We start from the raw sequence: 19,426 nt of genomic DNA, 5'->3' as shown, positions 1-19,426 counted from the left end.
AATTTTAAAGTATCTTCTTACTTATTTCAAAATAAGATGTGCGATTTAGACAAATGGAAAAATATCCTTCATTTTTATTGGAAAATGCTATCAATGAATTTGCTAAGCTACCTGGTATTGGTCGTAAAACAGCTTTAAGGCTAGTATTTCATTCCCTAAAACGAACAACTAAAGAAGTTGAAAATTTTGGGAGAGCTATTATTGCTCTTCGCAATGAAATCAATTATTGTAAGGTATGCTATAATATTTGCGATAACGAAATCTGTGATATTTGCAGCAATACATCGCGAGATATTTCTTTGATTTGCGTGGTAGAAAATATTAAGGAAGTAATGGCGATTGAAAACACAAAACAATTTCATGGATTATATCATGTATTGGGGGGAGTTATTTCACCAATGGAAGGTATTGGTCCCGGAGATTTGCAAATAAAGAGTTTAATAGAAAGAGTTAAAAATGGTAAAGTAAGAGAAATTATCCTGGCTTTAAGTACTACAATGGAAGGAGACACGACTAATTTTTATATTTATAGGAAAATTTCCAATATTAATAGTGTGAAAATTTCAACTCTTGCTCGTGGGGTTTCTATTGGTGACGAGATTGAATACACAGATGAAATTACATTGGGGAAGTCTATATTAAATCGCATTGATTTCAGTAAGACTATAGTTCTACAACATTGATAATATCGATTTACCTCAGATCTAAAACATTATAAAGATTAATAATCCATAATCCATAATCCATGATCCATGATCAATAATCAATAATCAATAATCAATAATCAATAATCAATAATCATAGAAAAAATTTTTAGCATCCTTTATATTTAAATATATGCTGGCATATATATAGTATTAAATATATAGTATTATTGATTACTGACTAAAATTCAATAATAGTATTATAACGTCCATTAACTAATTTTAGTTGATTCTTAACTCTGGATATGTGATATAGAAAGAAAAACAACTCTACATAAATAGCAGTCAAATTTCATGAACTCTCTATTAAAAAAGTTATAAATAGAGATTTCGGAAAAATATCGATTCTTTGCACATACAAAGTTTTACACACGCCAAAAAACTTATACCCAAGAGTATTGAAGGATTATGTTATGGAATAATGCTCTAGAAATCATTCACCGTCCTCCATTTATGCACAAACTAATTCTTAAAAAAACCTCTCCTCTCACAAAGCCTACCATCTTCTTTAAAAAACGATGGATCATTAAAAAATAAAGTTGACAGCTCATCATCATCTCCAAACATCTTCTCTTCTAGAATAATTGTAAAAGGCAATTTGACCGAGAAAGCTCCTTTTTTATTGTACTCCTTAATTTTTCATCCGTATAAAAGAGAAGAAAAGGCTTATATCAAAAGAGAATTATTTAATAATTACTTGGTTAGTTTTTGCCCCTGTAGACATATCAAATACTCGCTGGTACTCGGTACTCATCAAGGTTTTTTAGAAAACGATAGTCCAACTATAATTAACAATATTCAGAATTAGAAATTATTTGAAAACAAATGAAATCATATGAATGACAAATTTCTAAAAAAAAATCAAATTTATAGAAAGACAAATTATCATAACAATATTATTTCTCAAATCCAAAATATAACGAAACAATACATTATTGTACCGCATTTATCTAAATGCTAAAAGATAAAATCAAAAAATAAAACAATATAGAATCACTTGAAACTACCTTTAAAAAAGGTATAGATAAATTTATACCAAAAATACTACGCAATAACTCTATTAGATATTTTTTTAAGGGGCATAAATTTTACAATTCAATTATTATATCCTTTAAACTTGCACTTTATATAAAAAATATAAAGAAGTTGATAAAAACGAAAGAAGAACAACTCACAAAAAGTGAGAGACATCACGACAACAAATACCAACATTTATTTAAAAAGCGAAAGTATAAAGATACTTGCGATAAACAATAAGCCGTAATAAGTAGAAAAGTAAAATTTGAACTAAAAGTAATATCCGAAAATCAATCAGGCACATTCTTTAGTTAACTAAAAAAAATAACAAATTTCTACCGATGTAAAGTTAAAAGTATTTCAATGGCTTTAATTGCAATAATTCTAATTAAAAGATTTTTCGTACATCTTGCTAAAATATTTGATGCAATAAGGTTTGCAACATACAAACCAGACTTGTGCATTACGTTTAACATTTTCTAAGTCTTCCTTTCTCTAAATCCCATTTTGATTCGATTTCTGACAAAGATTTATGAATTATTATTTGAAATAATAATCAAGGAAACAATATACTCTAAAACAACATAAATTTCATTTTTATTACTTAATAAATACTCCCTATACTTAGCATAACAATTCATCAACATTGAACTTTTGACCAAATTCCATACAAAGAAAAATATTTATAAAATCACAAAATCCTTAATAGTAAATAATAAAGCGGAGAGAACAGGATTCGAACCTGCGATGCCTTTTTAAGGCATACATGCTTTCCAAACATGCCTCTTTAACCACTCGAGCACCTCTCCTATCTTTCTAAAATAATTAGAAATCAAATATCGAACAATCTCTTGGCGTTGTTTGTTGTTTTTTCTGCAATGACTTCAAGAGATAAATTATAAATCTCTGCTACTTTTTGTACTGTATAAACGATGTAAGCAGGCTCGTTTCTCTTACCTCTAAGAGGAACAGGAGTAAGATAAGGAGCGTCCGTTTCTAAGAGGATTTTTTCAATAGGTACAAGAGATAAGTATTTTTGCAACTCAGCATTCTTATAAGTAATTGAACCGTTAATTCCTATCATAAAATTTTCAAATTTCAAAATTTCTTCCAAATTTTTTTGATCTCCAACAAAACTATGAAATACACCCCGCAACTTGTTTATCCCCACTTTGTACAGACTTTCAAAAATCTGTAAAAAAGATTCACGTGCGTGAATAACAATTGGCAAATTCCATTCGATACCCAAATTTAGCTGCTCTTCAAAGGCCTCTATTTGCTCTTTGGCATATGTTTTATCCCAATAAAAATCAATTCCAATTTCCCCTATCGCAATGTGTTTTCGTTTTTTCAATTCTCTCCGGACAACAATCAAATCTTTCCTATAGTCTGTATTGATACTTGTTGGATGCAAACCCATCATAGAAAAACAAACACAAGGAAACCTATTGCATAGAGCATTTACATAAGGAATAGAAATCAAATCGATATTAGGGATACAAAACTTTTTTACTCCCTCCACGAATGCTCTTCGGACTACCTCCTGAATATCAAAATCGAATATTTCAAGAGAAAGATGTGTATGCGTATCAACTAAAAACATTTAGTTATTTTCTTTCTTGAAAGTGAAATCACATGTACTTTAATATTTTACATATTTTCACACCTCTGATTATCTAAAAACACATCTCCTTCACTATCATAAATTTATAAGAAGTCCTAACCATGACCATGAATAAAATGAAAAAATATATAATTACCATTATGACCTAAGATGTCCTATTCATCAATTCTTTTGTTAACTCGACTAAGTCTACCTTTTTTTCTTCTTCAACATTTACTTTTTTTAAAGAGAACAACGCTCGTCTGTAATAACTTTCTATTGTTCTACAAGTTTTTTTCTTTATTTCCATCTTGTCATATAAAGAAATAATAGCCGTGATTTTTTCTTCTTTTTGTTCTTTTTCATTTAACCAAAAGAGCAATTCCTTTCGTTCCATTTCATCACAAATATTTAAGGCATTTATGAGTAAGTACGTTCTCCTATTCGAAAAAATATCACTACCTATCTCTTTGCCAAAAGAACTATTCCCATATACGTCTAGCATATCATCTTGTATTTGAAAAGCAATGCCTAAATTGATACCAAAATCTTGCAAGAATTTTGCATCTTGTCCACTTGCTCCACCTACAATAGCTCCCGAATACAAACAGGCAGATAACAGTGTAGCTGTTTTAAGACGAACTAATTCCAGATATTCCTTTTTACGAACATCTAAACGATTTTCCAATAACATATCGTATGCTTGTCCTTCACAAACCTTTGCAGCAATAGAAGAAAATAAGTGTAATAGAATATCTCTATATTGTAGAGGTGACTTAGCTATATATTTATAAGCAAGTATCAGCATAGAATCACCGGCAAGAAGTGCTATTGTTTTATTCCATTTTGTATGGACGGTTGACTGTCCTCTTCTTAAGAAGGCATTATCTATAATATCATCATGCATCAGAGTAAAATTATGAAAGATTTCCCAAGCCAATGCCACATCTATGGCACATTTTATATTTTCCTGAAACAAACGACAAGCCATGAGTGTAAATATAGGACGAATTCTTTTCCCTTTCATAGACAAAAGATAAATCATAGGCTCGTAAAGTTCTTTCGGTTGTTTAGGATAAGATATTTCAGCAATCTTCTTTGTAATAAGTGGTAATGCCTCTTGATAGTTCATTTTTTTTCTTTGAAAGATTTGAAAGATTTGAAAGATTTGAAAGATTTGAAAGATTTGAAAGATTTGAAAAGTAACAATATATAAAAGATCTAATCCTGAAAAAATGAAATATAAATAGTCACTTATGTGACAAGTCTCTAATCGTTCATTTCATCACTCTTTCAAATTTTAATTATCATAAAATCCTTTCTTAAAAATCTCCGCATAAACAATCATGCGACGAATTTCATCTATATTCTTAATAGGGAAAAAATCATTATTCAAACTTTCCATCTCCATGCACACAGTATCATCAATTGTAGAAAAAGTTTTCGGCTCAACTGCTCGAATAGCTTTTGCTTGCATCGTACTTTTATTTTTAGCAGTCCTTTTTTTAGTAGAAGTATCTGGAGAATACATTTCCTTTTCACTCTTATAGTGAGGCACGTCTGTTTTCATTGTATCTCGTTTCTTTTCTCTAGTCGCTTTCGTTACTGAACGAAAAACAACTACGAAAACAATCAGTAAAGGAACATAATCAGACCAATTCATAACTCTTCTAAGTTCTATAATTTTTTCAAAAATGTCAAATATACAACTTTCCTAAAAGGAAGTTTACTGATGAATTATTGACATAGCCAGTACAGATATAATATTTACTTAGTCCGTTATGAATTTTCATATCTGTTGTACTGATATGCCAAAGTTTTCATCTCATATTTACTGTCATTCAATAAAGCAATCCCATTTCCCATTTCAACTCTGTACATGTGCAATCTCTATACCAAAATAAAAGCTAAACATCCCAGCTAAATGTCTCATTTCTTTTTTAAACTATTTCTTTATCAATCTCTCTCCTATTGACCCCTCTCGGAATTCATTACACATCCATCATACCGAAAACAAGTAGGTAATAGTATGAATAGTTTTCCAATGAAAGTTTTCTTAAAAAAATAATAACTGTACATACTTATTCTTTTCAAAATTTTTCAATTTTAAAAAATCCGCTGGTATTGTTCTAAAATTCCGAATAGTTCTGAAAGAAACATTCAACAGGTTACTTAAAATTAACTAACGTTAATTTTTACAAATCATTACAATGTAACCATTCCTCTCCCAGTTTCCCCCTGACAAAGTTCACTACTACATTCCACCATCTATTTATTCAATTTATATATAATGAATAACTTTCGACCTGACAGCATTGTGTAAGAAATATATTTTTAATGCATAATTGTTTTTATACTACAAAAGATTTTGCAAAAAAATCCCTAACTTGTGACCACGAATCTTTTCAAAAAATATGTTCGAAGAAAAATTGTCAACTGACAATAATATTCGAAGGATATTCATCGAAACTTATGGATGTCAAATGAACATTGCTGATAGCGAAATCGTAATCGCTATTGTGCAAATGGATGGTTTTGAATATACTGAAAATATATTGGAGGCTGATGTCGTTTTGATAAATACTTGTTCCGTTAGAGAAAATGCAGAAAAAAAAATATTTTCTCGACTACAATATTTTCAATCCTTAAAAAAAAAAAGGAATCAGCTTATCATTGGTGTATTAGGTTGTATGGCAAAAAGAATAAGGGAAACATTGATACAACAATATCATGTTGATCTTGTAGTTGGACCAGATTCTTATATGGATTTACCTCACTTAATAGGAACGGTTGAAAAAGGAGCAAAAGCTATCAACATAAACTTATCATCTACTGAAGTTTACAAAGGTATTGTCCCCTTAAAATTATCAAGAATTAAAATTTCTGGTTTTATTTCCATCATAAGAGGTTGTAATAATTTTTGTTCCTATTGCATTGTCCCTTATACTCGTGGTAGAGAAAGGAGTCGTGATCCAAAGAGTATTTTGAATGAATTACACATTTTAAAAGAACAAGGATATAAAGAAGTAATACTCTTAGGACAAAATGTAAATTCCTATTTTTATAAAAATGAGAACATTACAGATTTTCCACATTTACTGGAATTAGTAGCTTTGAATGCACCTGAAATGCGTATTCGTTTTACCACTTCTCATCCTAAGGATATGGGAGACGAAACTTTAAGAGTGATTGCCAAATACAATAATATTTGCAAACACATTCATTTACCAATCCAATCGGGAAGTTCTAAAATCCTAAGAGCTATGAATCGAAAATATACACGAGAATGGTATTTGCAACGAGTAACATCTATTCGAAAAATTGTCCCCGAAGTAAGTATTTCAACAGATTTATTTTGTGGCTTTCCATCCGAAACAGAGGAAGATCATAAAAAAACGCTTTCTCTCATGAAAGAAGTTGGTTTTGATTCGGCATTTATGTTCAAATATTCAGAACGTCCGGAAACTTATGCCTCTCGTTATCTTCCCGATAATGTTCCAGAAGAAGTAAAAATCAGACGTTTGAATGAAATCATTACCCTACAATTAAAAATATCTCTCATGAAAAATAAAGAAAATATTGGGAAAACAATGGAAATATTAATAGAAGGTTTTTCTAAACGTTCCCGAGAACAACTGTTTGGGAGAACTTTACAAAATAAAATTGTTCTATTCCCTAGAAAAAATTACCATATTGGCGAGAAAGTGTTAGTTGAAATTAAAAAAGCTTCTGCTGCTACTTTATTTGGCGATCCAAAATTATAATCGTTTTTGCTTTGTGACCGCGACAGGATTCAAACCTGTAACCGGCTGATCCGTAGTCAGCTACTCTATTCAGTTGAGCTACGCGGCCATTTTTCAAAACTAATAACAATGCAAATTTAATTTTTATCTTTATACTTTGTTTTGCTTTTGCTAAAATTTATTAGCATAACAAAGAATTTTTTACTTTAGAATAATATATCGATTTCAAAAAATACATGGCTATACTATAGATAGCTCCTTTATCCTTTATAATAAGGGATTTTGTTCCTATTTCAGAAAAAAACAACACAAGAGCATACATTCATAATTAATCCCCTGTGAATTGGAAACTATACAGATGACGAGTTTATTGAACTAATAATATTATGTTTTAAAAAAAACTTTTTTCAGAGAAAAAAATCTTCATCTTCTTTACTTGTTTGATTTTAAAAAAACTAGCCCTAAACTATAGAAAACAGTAAAAGAAACATGATATAAAGCTCAGAGACGTTGAAGACACCTAAAAGAATAAAGAAGGATTGAAAAGGAGGGACTTGGTCTTACTAACAATAAATACCAGATAGGGACACAGAGGCTCTATACGATGATAATATCCATGATATGAAAAATGACATGAATGGGCTTCTATCGTACCAATAATATACTCCCGCATTTTGGCAAGAGCATCAATATAAAAGGGCACATAAAATGGATGCGGAAGACAAGTCCACTGACCCCCTGTTAATTCGGAGCTCAAACATATATACTATATATATAACTGTCACAGGATTATCGACCTATTATTAGGATGAGAAGAGCTAAGGCTCTAAAAATAGAGAATGTGAATAACTATCTATCTGATAGATGGAGAGACTGGCATATAAGTCAGAAAAATCTCATGGGTAAAAATTGAGAAGATTGATAGTCAAAAGTGAAATGGAGAAAAACTATTCATTGACTAGCTGATATTGCAAATAAGATGAGAATATAAATAAGAAAAAAGAAAAGCTCTCCTACAAAATATACCATTACAACCAAACTAACCCTGAAGTCCAACGTTGTCTCTTTAAGATAAACTGCTAAAAAACTCGCTATCCAAAGTCTAAAACAATGAAGAAGAATATCAGTGGAGATTCATCTAATAATCATGAAATGTAAGTTTTTGATTCCGTATAGAATGGTTAACTACATCATTTAAGAAGTCGGTGACACCCGAACATAAACTCAGACGCTCCACTGAAGATGAACAAACATGCAGAAGAGAAGCACAAAGAGATTTTACAACAGGGTGACGAAAGACAATAATCAGGCCTGAAGAAGAGCTATGAAGAGGAGAAGAGAGGAGGTGGAAGGTGGGGGGGGGAGAAAGGAGCCCAAAACAAAGATAAATGTAAGAAGCATAATCTTATACTACCTGCGTAGGATAGGAATAGGTTTTTTGCTAAAACACCTAAAGTAGACATAATTATAATTTGTAGTCTGCTATTATTTATTAATTTTTCAAAAAATTAAAGAAACAATAGAATCATAGCCATTCCTTTCCAATCGAATAGTAGGTATTATTTTAGTTTTTTATTACCTAAATAATATTTTTTTCATTGATAACTTAAATGAGAGAACAAATAATTTTTGCTGGATTTTTTATTTATTTTTTATCTTTGAGCAATAACAGTGACGAAACTTTTTTGAAAAAGCTAGTATCGATCTTGTTTGTACTCTCTCCCTGTTCTTTCCCCTATGGAAAGTATAGCTCTGAAGAAAGCGAGGTCATTATGTTTGTAAGAGAGGAGAATACGCTGTATTCGGGTAAAAATGAAAGGTGGACAAATCTTCTCCTGCTAACTGTAGCTTTCGTATTAGCTTGCTTTGAACGTAAATTTTGAGAAATAAATGGGAAAGTAGGCTCCATTGGAATGAACATCCTAAAATAAAGCTAACAAGTGTCTTTATCACAAAGGTGAAAACTATGTTCAAAGCATGCAAACGGTAACAATCGTATATATAGTTTTGATAAATAGCTTAAAAAAACGCTTCTTTTATGATTATAGTTAATCTAATTCAGTTATAAAAAGATCGAGTTTTTTTACTTTTGAGCAATGAAAAGACAAAAATTTAGTTTTTGATTATTATTTTAGATAATTGCTACCATAAAAATTGCAATCATTAAATCCACAAGGAGGAATAATGAAAATATTAAAACAACAATTAGCAAGAAAATTACTTGATATCAAAGCAATAAAGCTTCAATCCACTAATCCTTTTACATGGGCATCGGGCTGGAAATCCCCCATTTACTGCGATAATAGAAAAACTCTCTCTCATCCACCTATCCGCAATTTTATCAAATTAGAGCTGATACGAACTATTTTTGAAAATTATGAAAGTATAGATTCCATTGCTGGAATAGCCACAGGAGCAATTGCTCAAGGAGCAATGATAGCAGAAGAATTAAATCTGCCTTTCACATATATTCGTTCGGTCCCCAAAGATCATGGATTAGAAAATCTCATTGAAGGTGATTTGAAACCAAATGCTAAAGTGGTAATAATTGAAGACTTAGTTTCTACAGGAGAAAGTAGTTTGAGAGCCGTTAAAGCTATACGTGATGCAGGATGTCAAGTAATAGGAATGGTAGCCATTTTTACTTATGGATTTCTCATCGCTGAAGAAAAATTCAAAGCAGCTAAAGTTAAATTGATTGCACTCTGTAACTATGATACTGTTTTAGAAGAAGCTCTAGAGACAAATTATATCAATTCATCTGAAATTAAAATTCTTCAAGAATGGAAAAAAAACCCATCTCAATGGGGGAATCAACTAAAATAAATTTATGACTAAATATACAAATGATATAAAAACACCTTTTTACAATCAACTACAGATATGCGAAATGTTGTCCAATATAATTAGTCTTGAAAAGATAAGAGATAAAATCATTAACAATAAATTTCAATACCTTTCCTTCGGTGGAAATTCTTCTTCTTTTCTCATAAATCCTATAGGGGAAGTAAAAATTTCCATTATCAAACATATTACTCCAAAAACCATTAAGTTTTTAACTAGTCAAATTTCGACAAAGGCTAACATGTGAATCCAATTAGTTTCAAGGTCTGAGAATGAAACAAAAATGAAGTTAATCATAAAAGACACTCTAAATCATTTTCTTAAATCAATGTTATTCAACTTTTTGCAAGAAAGAATAAATAAAATTGCCGACGTTTTGACAGAAACACTATACAATGAAATTGTGGCAAAAAAATATTGAGATCAATAAAGAAGTAGAAAAATTTACGATTGATAAAGATCGTGAAATGGATTTATACCTAGTAAGGTCAGATATTTTAGGTTCTATAGCTCATATTACTATGTTGAATAGTATAGGATTACTAACCTCTAGTGAACTTAGTCAATTGCTTATCGAACTTAAAAGTATTTACAAATCAATTGATTATAAACAATTCTCAATTGAAGAAGGAGTAGAAGACGTTCATTCCCAAGTAGAATTGATGCTCACCAGAAAATTGGGTGATATAGGAAAAAAAATTCATAGTGGACGTTCTCGCAATGACCAGGTATTACTGGACTTAAAGCTCTTTACAAGAGATGCTATTCAAACTTTGACTAAGGAAATTTCGGAATTTATAAACTTTTTAATCATTCAAAGCGATAAATACAAAAATATTTTACTTCCGGGATACACTCATTTACAGATAGCAATGCCTTCATCTTTTGGACTTTGGTTTGGAGCTTATGCCGAAAGCTTGGTAGATGATTTATTATTGTTACAAGCTGCTTATAAGATATGCAATCGTAATCCTCTAGGGTCAGCCGCTGGTTACGGTTCTTCTTTCCCTTTGAATAGGCAACTCACTACGGATTTATTGGGATTTGATTCCATGAATTACAATGCAGTATATGCCCAAATGGGAAGAGGAAAAATGGAACGAACAGTAGGGTTTGCTTTAGCAGGAATTGCAGCAACTTTTTCCAAATTAGCTTCTGATGTGTGTTTATATAGCAACCAAAATTTTGAATTTATTAAACTTCCCAATGAATTTACTACTGGTTCAAGTATTATGCCTCACAAAAAAAATCCAGATGTATTTGAACTAGCAAGAGCAAAATGCAACTGGATACAAAGTGTTCCCCAACAAATTACCTTAATCATTAATAATCTCACTTCAGGATACTTTCGCGATTTGCAAATAACAAAAAAAATATTTTTACCCTCTTTTGAAGAATTGTCAGAATGTATTCGAATGGTTTTTCGAATGATACAAAAAATAGATATTAATACTCATATCTTGGATAATGATAAATATTCTTTCATATTCAGTGTAGAAAAAGTTAATGAACTTGTCTTACAAGGACTACCTTTTCGTGATGCATATAAACAAGTAGGGTTAGAAATTGAAAATGGTAATTTTACCCCAAACAAAAAAGTGAACCATACACACGAAGGAAGTATTGGTAATCTTTGCAATGATAAGATCACCGCAATGAAAGAGTTAATTATTGATGGATTCAACTTTGAAAAAGTAAATAAAGCAGTACAAAACTTGCTAAAATAAATAGCCAAAGCATATTTTCAAGTTTTTACAGTTCTGAATTTGAATTTTTCAGACAAAAAAATCTAATACTTATTTTTTTATTTAGATTTTCCAAAAATCTAAATAAAACAAAGAAAAAAGGAATAGATATCATGTTTAGAACTAACTCTTTAAAGAGTTAAACAGATTTGCAAGTTCTATAAATTCCTCTATAGATAATTGTTCAGGACGTTTGTAAAAAAGCGGGGAAATAGAAATACTAGTTTCTCTTCTGAACAAAGACTTCAAAGAATTTCTCAAAATTTTACGCCGTTGATTGAAAGCCGTTTTAACAATAGTTCTAAATAAAGATTCATCACAACCCAAATTTGTTCTCCCATTACGAACCATACGAACAACTGCAGAATCAACCTTTGGATTAGGATTGAAACAACTTGGAGGTACGGTAAAAAGATATTCTACATCATACCAAGTACGTAGCAAAACAGTAATAATTCCATAAGTTTTCTTTCCAGGTGAAGAAACTAAACGTTCTGCAACTTCTTTTTGTAACATTCCAGAGCAAGAAAGGATTTTATCTTTATAATCCAATATTTTAAAAAAAATTTGACTAGCAATACTGTAAGGATAATTGCCAATTACATAAAAATATCCAGGGAATAAATCGCCTAAACTCAACTTCAGAAAATCTGCCTCAATAATGCGATTACCTAACTGTGGATAACGTTTTTTTAAAAAATTTACAGATCGTTCGTCTATTTCTACAACTGTTAAATTCCTCTTACTATATAAAAGAAATTGAGTTAAAACACCTGTACCAGGGCCAACTTCTAATACTGGAAGTTCAGGATAAAAAGAAGTGGTTTCAACAATACGCTGAGCAACAGACAAATCATTTAAAAAATATTGCCCTAAAGATTTTTTAGGAAAAATTCTATAAATATTAGACATGTTACAGACAGTAGGAAGCAAAGATAAGTTTTTTGTGGTAATTTTACCGTCCTACCAAAAAACAAAAAAACTTATGCACATATATGAAAACTATTCATTACTAAAGTATAATACTTTTCATTTGAATGTTAAAACTCGTTGGTTCGTAGAATACGAATCAGAAGAGGATTTACAAAAATTACAAAAAGATAAACATTTTTGTTCCAAATCGATTTATCATATTGGACAAGGTAGTAATTTGTTATTTTTAAATAATTTTGAAGGTACAATCGTCCATTCAGGGATAAAAGGAATTGAAATTATCGAAGAAAACAAGGAATATATTCGTCTCAAAGTAGGAGCTTCGGAAAATTGGGATTCTTTCGTATCCTATTGTGTTGATAAAGGTTGGGGAGGTATTGAAAATCTCTCTCTGATTCCTGGAGAAGTCGGAGCAAGCGCTTTTCAAAACATTGGAGCATACGGAGTAGAAATATCCAATGTTATAGACGAAGTACATACTTACTCTGTTATAACAAAATCAAAACGAATATTCTCATACAAAGAATGCAATTATTCTTATCGCCACAGCTTTTTTAAAAACTCAAGAGGGACTTTTTACATTACACATGTAGTATACAGACTTTCTAAAAAACCACAATTTAAATTAGACTACGATAATATAAAATTTGCTCTAAAAGGAAAAGAAATTAATCTATCCACTATACGAAAAGCTATTGTTTCTATTCGTCAATCATATTTACCTAATATTGCAATTTTTGGGAATGCTGGTAGTTTCTTTACAAATCCATATATTCATATTGCTCATTATGAACGACTAAAAAAACAATATCCTAGCATTCCTTTTTATCCTATTGACAAAAAAACAGTAAAGATCCCTGCAGCTTGGCTGATTGAACAATGCGGAGGCAAAGGTAAGTGTTTAGGAGGTGCAGCTATCTATAAGAAACAGCCTTTAATCATTGTCAACCAAGGGAATGCTACGGGCAAAGATATTGCACAACTAGCAGAAAAAATTTACTCTTTAGTAAAAGACACTTTTGGTATAGAACTTCAGACGGAAGTAGATTACTTATAAACCTAACACATCACATATAATTGCCTGCCGAGCAAAAATACCGTTTCTAGCTTGTTCAAAATAGTACGCCTTGGGATTAGTATCCACATCAGAAGTAATCTCTCCTACACGAGGTAAAGGATGCAATATTCGAAGATTATCTTTACTATCAGCGAGCATATCATTAGAAAGAACATACACATTTTTCACCTTCTCGTATTCAATCAAATCATTAAAACGTTCTCGTTGTACACGAGTCATATAGAGTATATCAGATTGATTGATTATATCTACCAAAAAATCCGAGTGATCGAAATATTGAATACTGTTTTCATCCATAAACTGCTTATAAATAATCGGTAACTTCAATTCTTCAGGAGCAATAAAATGAAAAGTAGGATTAAAATAAGACATACCATTAAGAAGAGAATGAACAGTTCGACCATATTTCAAATCGCCCACTATAGTAATAGTCAGGTTGTAAAGTGTTCCTTGTGTTTTGTACATAGAATAAATATCCAATAAAGTCTGCGAAGGATGTTGATTGGCTCCATCGCCAGCATTGACAATCGGCACATCTGTTATTTTAGAAGCGTAACGAGCTGCTCCTTCTAAATAATGTCTCATAATAATAACATCAGCATAATTACTCACTATTTTAATGGTATCTTTTAAGGTTTCTCCCTTAGAGCTACTCGTAGTATGAACATCAGAAAACCCAATAATCCGACCATTCAAACGATTAATAGCTGTCTCAAAACTCAAACGGGTGCGTGTAGATGGCTCAAAAAAAAGCGTAGCACAGATTTTATCCTTTAATAAAAGCTGATTTAGATTTCGTTCAAAATATGCCGACCGTTCAATCAAATGCAAAATATCTTGTTTGGAACAATCGGTAATAGATACAAAATCCTTTTTTTTCATAAAAAACCTATTTCATAATATTCACGGAATAAAGGTATCATCCATCACAGCATGCCGTTATTCAGTATATTTGTCGAGCACGAAATATAATAAAAATCAATACCCGCATAAAATTAATAGATATATAACAATTCTCACTCCTTTAATCTTATTAAAACTTAATATTTTAAGTTGGTAATTTCTCAAACTGATATCAATTGCGCAAAAATATATTTTTTAATCTTTCATACGTCCGATTCGCTTGGATTGGATAGTAATGTTTGAAACATTTTCCAAATTACTTTATTTTTGCGGGAGTAGAATTAGAACGATTATTATTATGTAAGAAAACTCTGTTGATTTGATTTCCTTCTCCGAATTTGTTTTTACTTCAACTTGCTTTTCTCTGAACAGAATTTAAGTAATTCAAATTCTCTCCCTACCATTATTCACAATAATAATAAATAGGTAAAAAAAGTTGCGAAGTGTATAATAGAATTTTAAATAAGAAAAAATATTCCAAATAAATACAATTTTATATCAAGGTAAAAAATGATTTCCAAGTAGTTCTGTATCTAGTGACATAGAAAAATCATTACACTCTCTTCCCTTTTTTAAAAAAAACTTAATCAAAGATGCCTTTATTATATCATAAACTATACAAAATTGCATTGATTATCTCATTTATTAGATGCTTTTTCATTAATAAGTTAACCAATTGAAAACATAGCTATAGATATAAATATTTTAAAATTTTCTTCATTAATCGACATTATAAATTGTTTCCGAAGAGTTTTGATTATATCTTTGCAGGAAGTATGTGTGTTTTTTTACTTTATTTTTAATAAAAAAATATTTAGCTCCATTCTTTGAGCAGAGGGATTTGCTTAAATTTTACTAGTATGAATTAATGTCTTGAACATTTCCATATATTTTTCAAAAAAGGATGAGGTTACAAAGACAAATGTCAGCTAAGCTTGTTTACTTGTAAAGTACAAGAGTTTGAGAGAATCTACTGCTAGCATTCAAGATATTGTGCTAAGTAGTTTAAGTTTTCTTTACTGTAAAAAAAGTAAAATGTCTTTTAAAATTGAACAGAATAAATTAATAATCAATGTAGATTTGAATATCTACAATCAAGAAACAATTACTTCCGCCGCCTACAAATTTACTGACAGGTACTATATTTCACAAAAGCGAATTGGCGACATTACTTCTATATCTTTTCAAAAAAAAATTGAGAGTGTCACAAATTGGACATTATTAGAAAAAGAATTTGGAAATGAACTCATTGACCAACAAGTCCGTTTTGATACAGAACAGAAATTTGGTTATATCCGTAATAGAATAGTTGAAAAAGCATTCTCACCAATAAGTTAGAGTTTATGACAAAGACATACCAACTATTGCCCTTTCGATTTGAAAGATTTAGTGACACTGAATACTTTCTCTCTAATGATGTTGGTGAATTTGAATTTTTGTCGATAAATGACTTCCGAAAATTTGTATCCCAACAAATGGATACAAAAAGTGATGCATTTCTCAATTTGAAATCTAAACAAATAGCTACAGATACAGATATAGAGCCTATAATTGAAATGTTGGCAGCTAAATTCCGTACAAAGAAAAGCGTACTTAACAACTTCACGAGTTTACATATGATTGTTCCTACTGTGCGCTGTAATTCCAATTGTATTTATTGTCAAGCTTCAAAGAAAAATTTAATTGAAAAGGGATTCGATATGTCGAAAGGTATTGCTAAAAAGATTGTAAAAATGATTTTTGAAAGTCCTTCGTCTATAATAAAAATCGAGTTTCAAGGAGGTGAACCATTAACAAATTTTGAAATGGTACAATATATTATGGAAGAGGCAGAATGGATTAATTTATTCAAAAAAAAACATTTAGAGTTTGTGATTTGCACAAATATAAGTTTGATTACACCCAAAATTCTAAGATACCTCAAAAAACATAAATGTCATATTTCAACTTCATTGGATGGTCCAAGCGATTTACATAATACCAATCGTCCTTTACAGGAGACCAAATACAGTCATGAGATTTTCGAGGAAAAACTGGATTTATGCAGAATAATATTAGGGAAAGATAGCATTTCTGCATTGATGACAACAACATATTACAGTTTAGGACGTTTCAAAGAGATTATAGACGAGTATATCCGATTGGGCTTTAATTCAATATTTTTAAGAGCATTGAATCCTTATGGATTTGCGAAACGTGACAAACATAAAATTGCTTATCCTATTTCGGAATTTATCGATAATTACAAAGGAGCTTTGAATTATATCATCGAATTGAACTTGAACGGTATATTTTTCGTTGAAAACTACGCAAGACTATTATTGACACGTATCCTAACACCTTTTGCAACAGGTTTTGTCGATTTACAATCACCCGCTGGAGTAGGTATCAGCGGTGTTATTTATGACTATAATGGTGATGTATACGTTTCCGATGAAGCAAGAATGATGTCGAGCTCCAATAATTACTACTTCAAGATGGGAAATGTAAAAGAAAATACTTATCGAGAAATGTTTAATGGGGAGTTTTTACATAATGTAATAACCAATTCTTGTACCGAATGTCTCCCTGTTTGTAGTGAATGTGCTTATCAGCCATTTTGTGGGGCAGATCCTGTTCGTAATTTTTCCGAACAGAATGATATGATTGGACATCGTCCAACAAACGAATCTTGTAAAAAACACAAGACGATTATCAAATACTTGCTTAAACTTCTTAAAAAGAACGATCCCAAAATTAACAATGTTTTTTGGTCTTGGATAACAAGACAGTCATAGCAAACGATTATGAAATATTTATCAGGAATTCCAGAAAATATAAAAACTGAAATCCTTGGGAAAGTAACTTTCAAAAGAACCAGATTTTCAAAGAAAAATTACATTTATATTGCACTTGATACATCTAAGTTCCCATCAGGCTATTCAGCTATACTAACAAATGTTCAAAAGCAAGCAATAAACCAACCTGCTATCTACAATATTCAACAACTAGATCAGCTAAATGAAGGAGATGTGATACGTATCACTCCCGATGGATCAGTGAACATTCTATATGAGATTTGCTCTATTCACAATGCAATTATTGCAACGGAGCGATGCAATCACAGATGCGTCATGTGTCCGCAACCTCTTATTCTACAAGAAAAAGATAAAACAAATTTCAATCTCAAATTACTTTCCATGTTTGACAAAAACACAAAGAATATTGGAATAACAGGTGGCGAGCCTACGCTTATTGGCGATAATCTTTTTGTTCTAATTAAAAATATTAAAAGATATCTGCCTAAATCATCTATCAGTTTACTATCCAATGGAGTAAAATTTGCAGATCGAAAATACGTTCAAAAACTTGCTTTAATTTGTCACCCCAATTTGCAAATTGATGTTCCTTTGTTTTCAGATATTGATGTGGAACATAATCGGATTGTTGGTGCAAATACCTTTTATAAAACTATTGAAGGACTCTATAATCTAGCTCTTTTTCATCAGAAAATTGGATTAAGAATAGTCATACATAAACAAACGTTTAGGCGATTACCTCAATTATCGGAATTCATATACCGGAATTTTCCATTTGTTTACCATATCGCTTTTGTACAAATGGAAACAACAGGATTAGCTTCGCTAAATATTGACAAAATTTGGATCGACCCCTATGAATATAATACAGAATTGGAAGAAGCTGTTTTGAATCTTGCTCTCCGAGATATGAGAGTCTCCATTTATAATGCTCAATTATGTATTTTACCAAAAAGTATACAAAATTATGCCCGTCAATCTATATCTGATTGGAAAAATATCTATTTGCCAGAATGTGATGAATGCAAAATGAAAGGTAAATGTGCCGGATTTTTTGTTTCGGCAAAAAAACATCACAGCAAATATATAAAATCAATGAATTTTTCATCGTCAAGTGAAATTTAAGAAGATTCTGTATTATGCATTTTTTGTTGCTCTTACTGTTAAGTATATTTTTGTTTAGATGGAATACAGCTAAGGCAATAAAAAAAGAAACTAAAAGAGAGATGCAAAAAACTTGTATTTTGCGCAAGAGGACACACAACACCAATGTCTGAACTAAATAGCTTATACTACTCAGAGCAGCAATATCCCAAGAAGGGATGAACAGTTTGCACCCGAGACTATTCTCCCCTTTTTTACTCTTTTAAGAAATTTAAAAGAGAGCTAACAAAGTAATTACGTACTTAATTGATATCAATAATCAAAAGTATCCCCTTCACTCAAATTCTCAAGATCCTCATCATCTGAACTTTCCGTCACAAATTCATCATGATAAAGATGTTCACCTTCATCTCTATCAGCGAAAAAAAAATCAGAAAGACTCCCTTTCCCAATTTGAGCCATTTGCTTAGGTGGATTCCCTGCAAGTTTAACAATTCGAGGATTATCTTGATTTTCTCCATGAATGATTTCACACAATTCTATAAAAAAACAACGATCATTTAACTGATCAAAAACATAAACTAACTTTTGTTCCTTTTCATTAAGATATTCGCTTAATTGACAAGAACCCATTACATAAATATTTCTATCTGAATTTGATTCCATATCAATCAGAGTGATTTCCATTTCTCTAGACCAATCGTTATTACAAATAAAAAACGAAGTAAATTGGTCCTTAGTATAATTCACAGAGCTCAGTATTGTTTCATGTAACTGAAAAAATGTTGCTTCAGAATCAATAGTAATATCCCTACGAAAGTTATTTACCTCATCAGAAACTAAAACAAAACGATAAACCATATCAACTCTTTTAATTAAAATTAATAATTCTCATTCTAAATAATCTATTAAACTATATTTACCTATATATAAATTAAAAATACAAGCCAAATT

15 protein-coding genes and 2 tRNA genes are annotated in these 19,426 nt (G+C 30.7%); 9 read left to right on the top strand and 8 right to left on the bottom strand.

Features of this window, described 5'->3' with window-relative positions:
- Positions 1 to 53: 53 nt before the first annotated feature.
- A complete protein-coding gene (recR, locus tag CFPG_RS02865) occupies positions 54 to 683 on the top strand; it encodes a recombination mediator RecR (protein ID WP_012573518.1) in 630 nt (209 codons plus the stop codon).
- 1,759 nt (positions 684 to 2,442) lie between these two features.
- On the opposite strand, the gene CFPG_RS02860 is transcribed toward recR, so the two are convergent.
- The 4 genes from CFPG_RS02860 to CFPG_RS02845 all read right to left on the bottom strand — a co-directional run bounded on the left by CFPG_RS02860 (position 2,443) and on the right by CFPG_RS02845 (position 4,987).
- Positions 2,443 to 2,530: transfer RNA gene (locus CFPG_RS02860), tRNA-Ser, on the bottom strand.
- Between the two features lie 23 nt (positions 2,531 to 2,553).
- Positions 2,554 to 3,324, bottom strand: coding sequence for a TatD family hydrolase (locus tag CFPG_RS02855; RefSeq protein WP_012573517.1), 771 nt, complete (start codon positions 3,322 to 3,324; stop codon positions 2,554 to 2,556).
- Positions 3,325 to 3,490: 166 nt separating this feature from the next.
- Positions 3,491 to 4,456, bottom strand: a complete 966-nt coding sequence (locus CFPG_RS02850; protein WP_012573516.1) for a polyprenyl synthetase family protein — start codon at positions 4,454 to 4,456, stop codon at positions 3,491 to 3,493.
- 168 nt (positions 4,457 to 4,624) lie between these two features.
- A complete protein-coding gene (locus CFPG_RS02845) occupies positions 4,625 to 4,987 on the bottom strand; it encodes a twin-arginine translocase TatA/TatE family subunit (protein WP_012573515.1) in 363 nt (120 codons plus the stop codon).
- A 751-nt stretch (positions 4,988 to 5,738) separates the two neighbouring features.
- Here CFPG_RS02845 and miaB point away from each other — a divergent pair.
- Complete coding sequence (gene miaB, locus CFPG_RS02840) at positions 5,739 to 7,088, top strand: tRNA (N6-isopentenyl adenosine(37)-C2)-methylthiotransferase MiaB (protein ID WP_012573514.1); 1,350 nt, start codon at positions 5,739 to 5,741, stop codon at positions 7,086 to 7,088.
- A gap of 14 nt (positions 7,089 to 7,102) precedes the next feature.
- On the opposite strand, the gene CFPG_RS02835 is transcribed toward miaB, so the two are convergent.
- Positions 7,103 to 7,176: transfer RNA gene (locus tag CFPG_RS02835), tRNA-Arg, on the bottom strand.
- A 2,075-nt stretch (positions 7,177 to 9,251) separates the two neighbouring features.
- Between CFPG_RS02835 and pyrE the strand changes: the two genes are divergently transcribed.
- The 3 genes from pyrE to argH all read left to right on the top strand — a co-directional run bounded on the left by pyrE (position 9,252) and on the right by argH (position 11,638).
- Positions 9,252 to 9,893 (top strand): orotate phosphoribosyltransferase, encoded by a 642-nt coding sequence (gene pyrE / locus CFPG_RS02825; protein WP_012573513.1) that lies wholly within the window; start codon positions 9,252 to 9,254, stop codon positions 9,891 to 9,893.
- A 4-nt stretch (positions 9,894 to 9,897) separates the two neighbouring features.
- Positions 9,898 to 10,158 (top strand): hypothetical protein, encoded by a 261-nt coding sequence (locus CFPG_RS02820; RefSeq protein ID WP_041572407.1) that lies wholly within the window; start codon positions 9,898 to 9,900, stop codon positions 10,156 to 10,158.
- A 148-nt stretch (positions 10,159 to 10,306) separates the two neighbouring features.
- Positions 10,307 to 11,638, top strand: coding sequence for an argininosuccinate lyase (argH, locus tag CFPG_RS02815; protein WP_012573512.1), 1,332 nt, complete (start codon positions 10,307 to 10,309; stop codon positions 11,636 to 11,638).
- A 141-nt stretch (positions 11,639 to 11,779) separates the two neighbouring features.
- Here the strand turns inward: argH and rsmA are convergent, their stop codons facing one another.
- Complete coding sequence (gene rsmA / locus CFPG_RS02810; protein WP_012573511.1) at positions 11,780 to 12,568, bottom strand: 16S rRNA (adenine(1518)-N(6)/adenine(1519)-N(6))-dimethyltransferase RsmA; 789 nt, start codon at positions 12,566 to 12,568, stop codon at positions 11,780 to 11,782.
- Between the two features lie 73 nt (positions 12,569 to 12,641).
- On the opposite strand from rsmA, the gene murB reads away from it, so the two are divergent.
- The gene (gene murB, locus CFPG_RS02805; protein WP_012573510.1) at positions 12,642 to 13,646 is read left to right on the top strand and encodes a UDP-N-acetylmuramate dehydrogenase; all 1,005 of its coding nucleotides are present in this window, start codon (positions 12,642 to 12,644) and stop codon (positions 13,644 to 13,646) included.
- Here the strand turns inward: murB and pyrB are convergent.
- Complete coding sequence (pyrB, locus tag CFPG_RS02800; RefSeq protein ID WP_012573509.1) at positions 13,641 to 14,549, bottom strand: aspartate carbamoyltransferase; 909 nt, start codon at positions 14,547 to 14,549, stop codon at positions 13,641 to 13,643. The genes murB and pyrB overlap by 6 nt on opposite strands.
- Positions 14,550 to 15,605: 1,056 nt before the next feature.
- On the opposite strand from pyrB, the gene hxsD reads away from it, so the two are divergent.
- From hxsD to hxsC, 3 genes are read left to right on the top strand one after another with little or no spacing between them, the layout of a single operon-like run.
- A complete protein-coding gene (gene hxsD, locus CFPG_RS02795; RefSeq protein ID WP_012573508.1) occupies positions 15,606 to 15,908 on the top strand; it encodes a His-Xaa-Ser system protein HxsD in 303 nt (100 codons plus the stop codon).
- Between the two features lie 5 nt (positions 15,909 to 15,913).
- Positions 15,914 to 17,347, top strand: coding sequence for a His-Xaa-Ser system radical SAM maturase HxsB (hxsB, locus tag CFPG_RS02790; protein ID WP_012573507.1), 1,434 nt, complete (start codon positions 15,914 to 15,916; stop codon positions 17,345 to 17,347).
- A gap of 9 nt (positions 17,348 to 17,356) precedes the next feature.
- Complete coding sequence (gene hxsC, locus CFPG_RS02785) at positions 17,357 to 18,493, top strand: His-Xaa-Ser system radical SAM maturase HxsC (protein WP_012573506.1); 1,137 nt, start codon at positions 17,357 to 17,359, stop codon at positions 18,491 to 18,493.
- Positions 18,494 to 18,784: 291 nt separating this feature from the next.
- Here hxsC and CFPG_RS02780 read toward each other — a convergent pair whose 3' ends face one another.
- A complete protein-coding gene (locus tag CFPG_RS02780; protein WP_012573505.1) occupies positions 18,785 to 19,333 on the bottom strand; it encodes an IS1096 element passenger TnpR family protein in 549 nt (182 codons plus the stop codon).
- Positions 19,334 to 19,426 lie beyond the last annotated feature (93 nt).

Source organism: Candidatus Azobacteroides pseudotrichonymphae genomovar. CFP2 (assembly GCF_000010645.1).
Classification (GTDB): Bacteria; Bacteroidota; Bacteroidia; order Bacteroidales; family Azobacteroidaceae; genus Azobacteroides; species Azobacteroides pseudotrichonymphae.
Note: the sequence above shows the minus strand (reverse complement) of the source record. Positions and strands in the feature narration are given on the sequence as shown.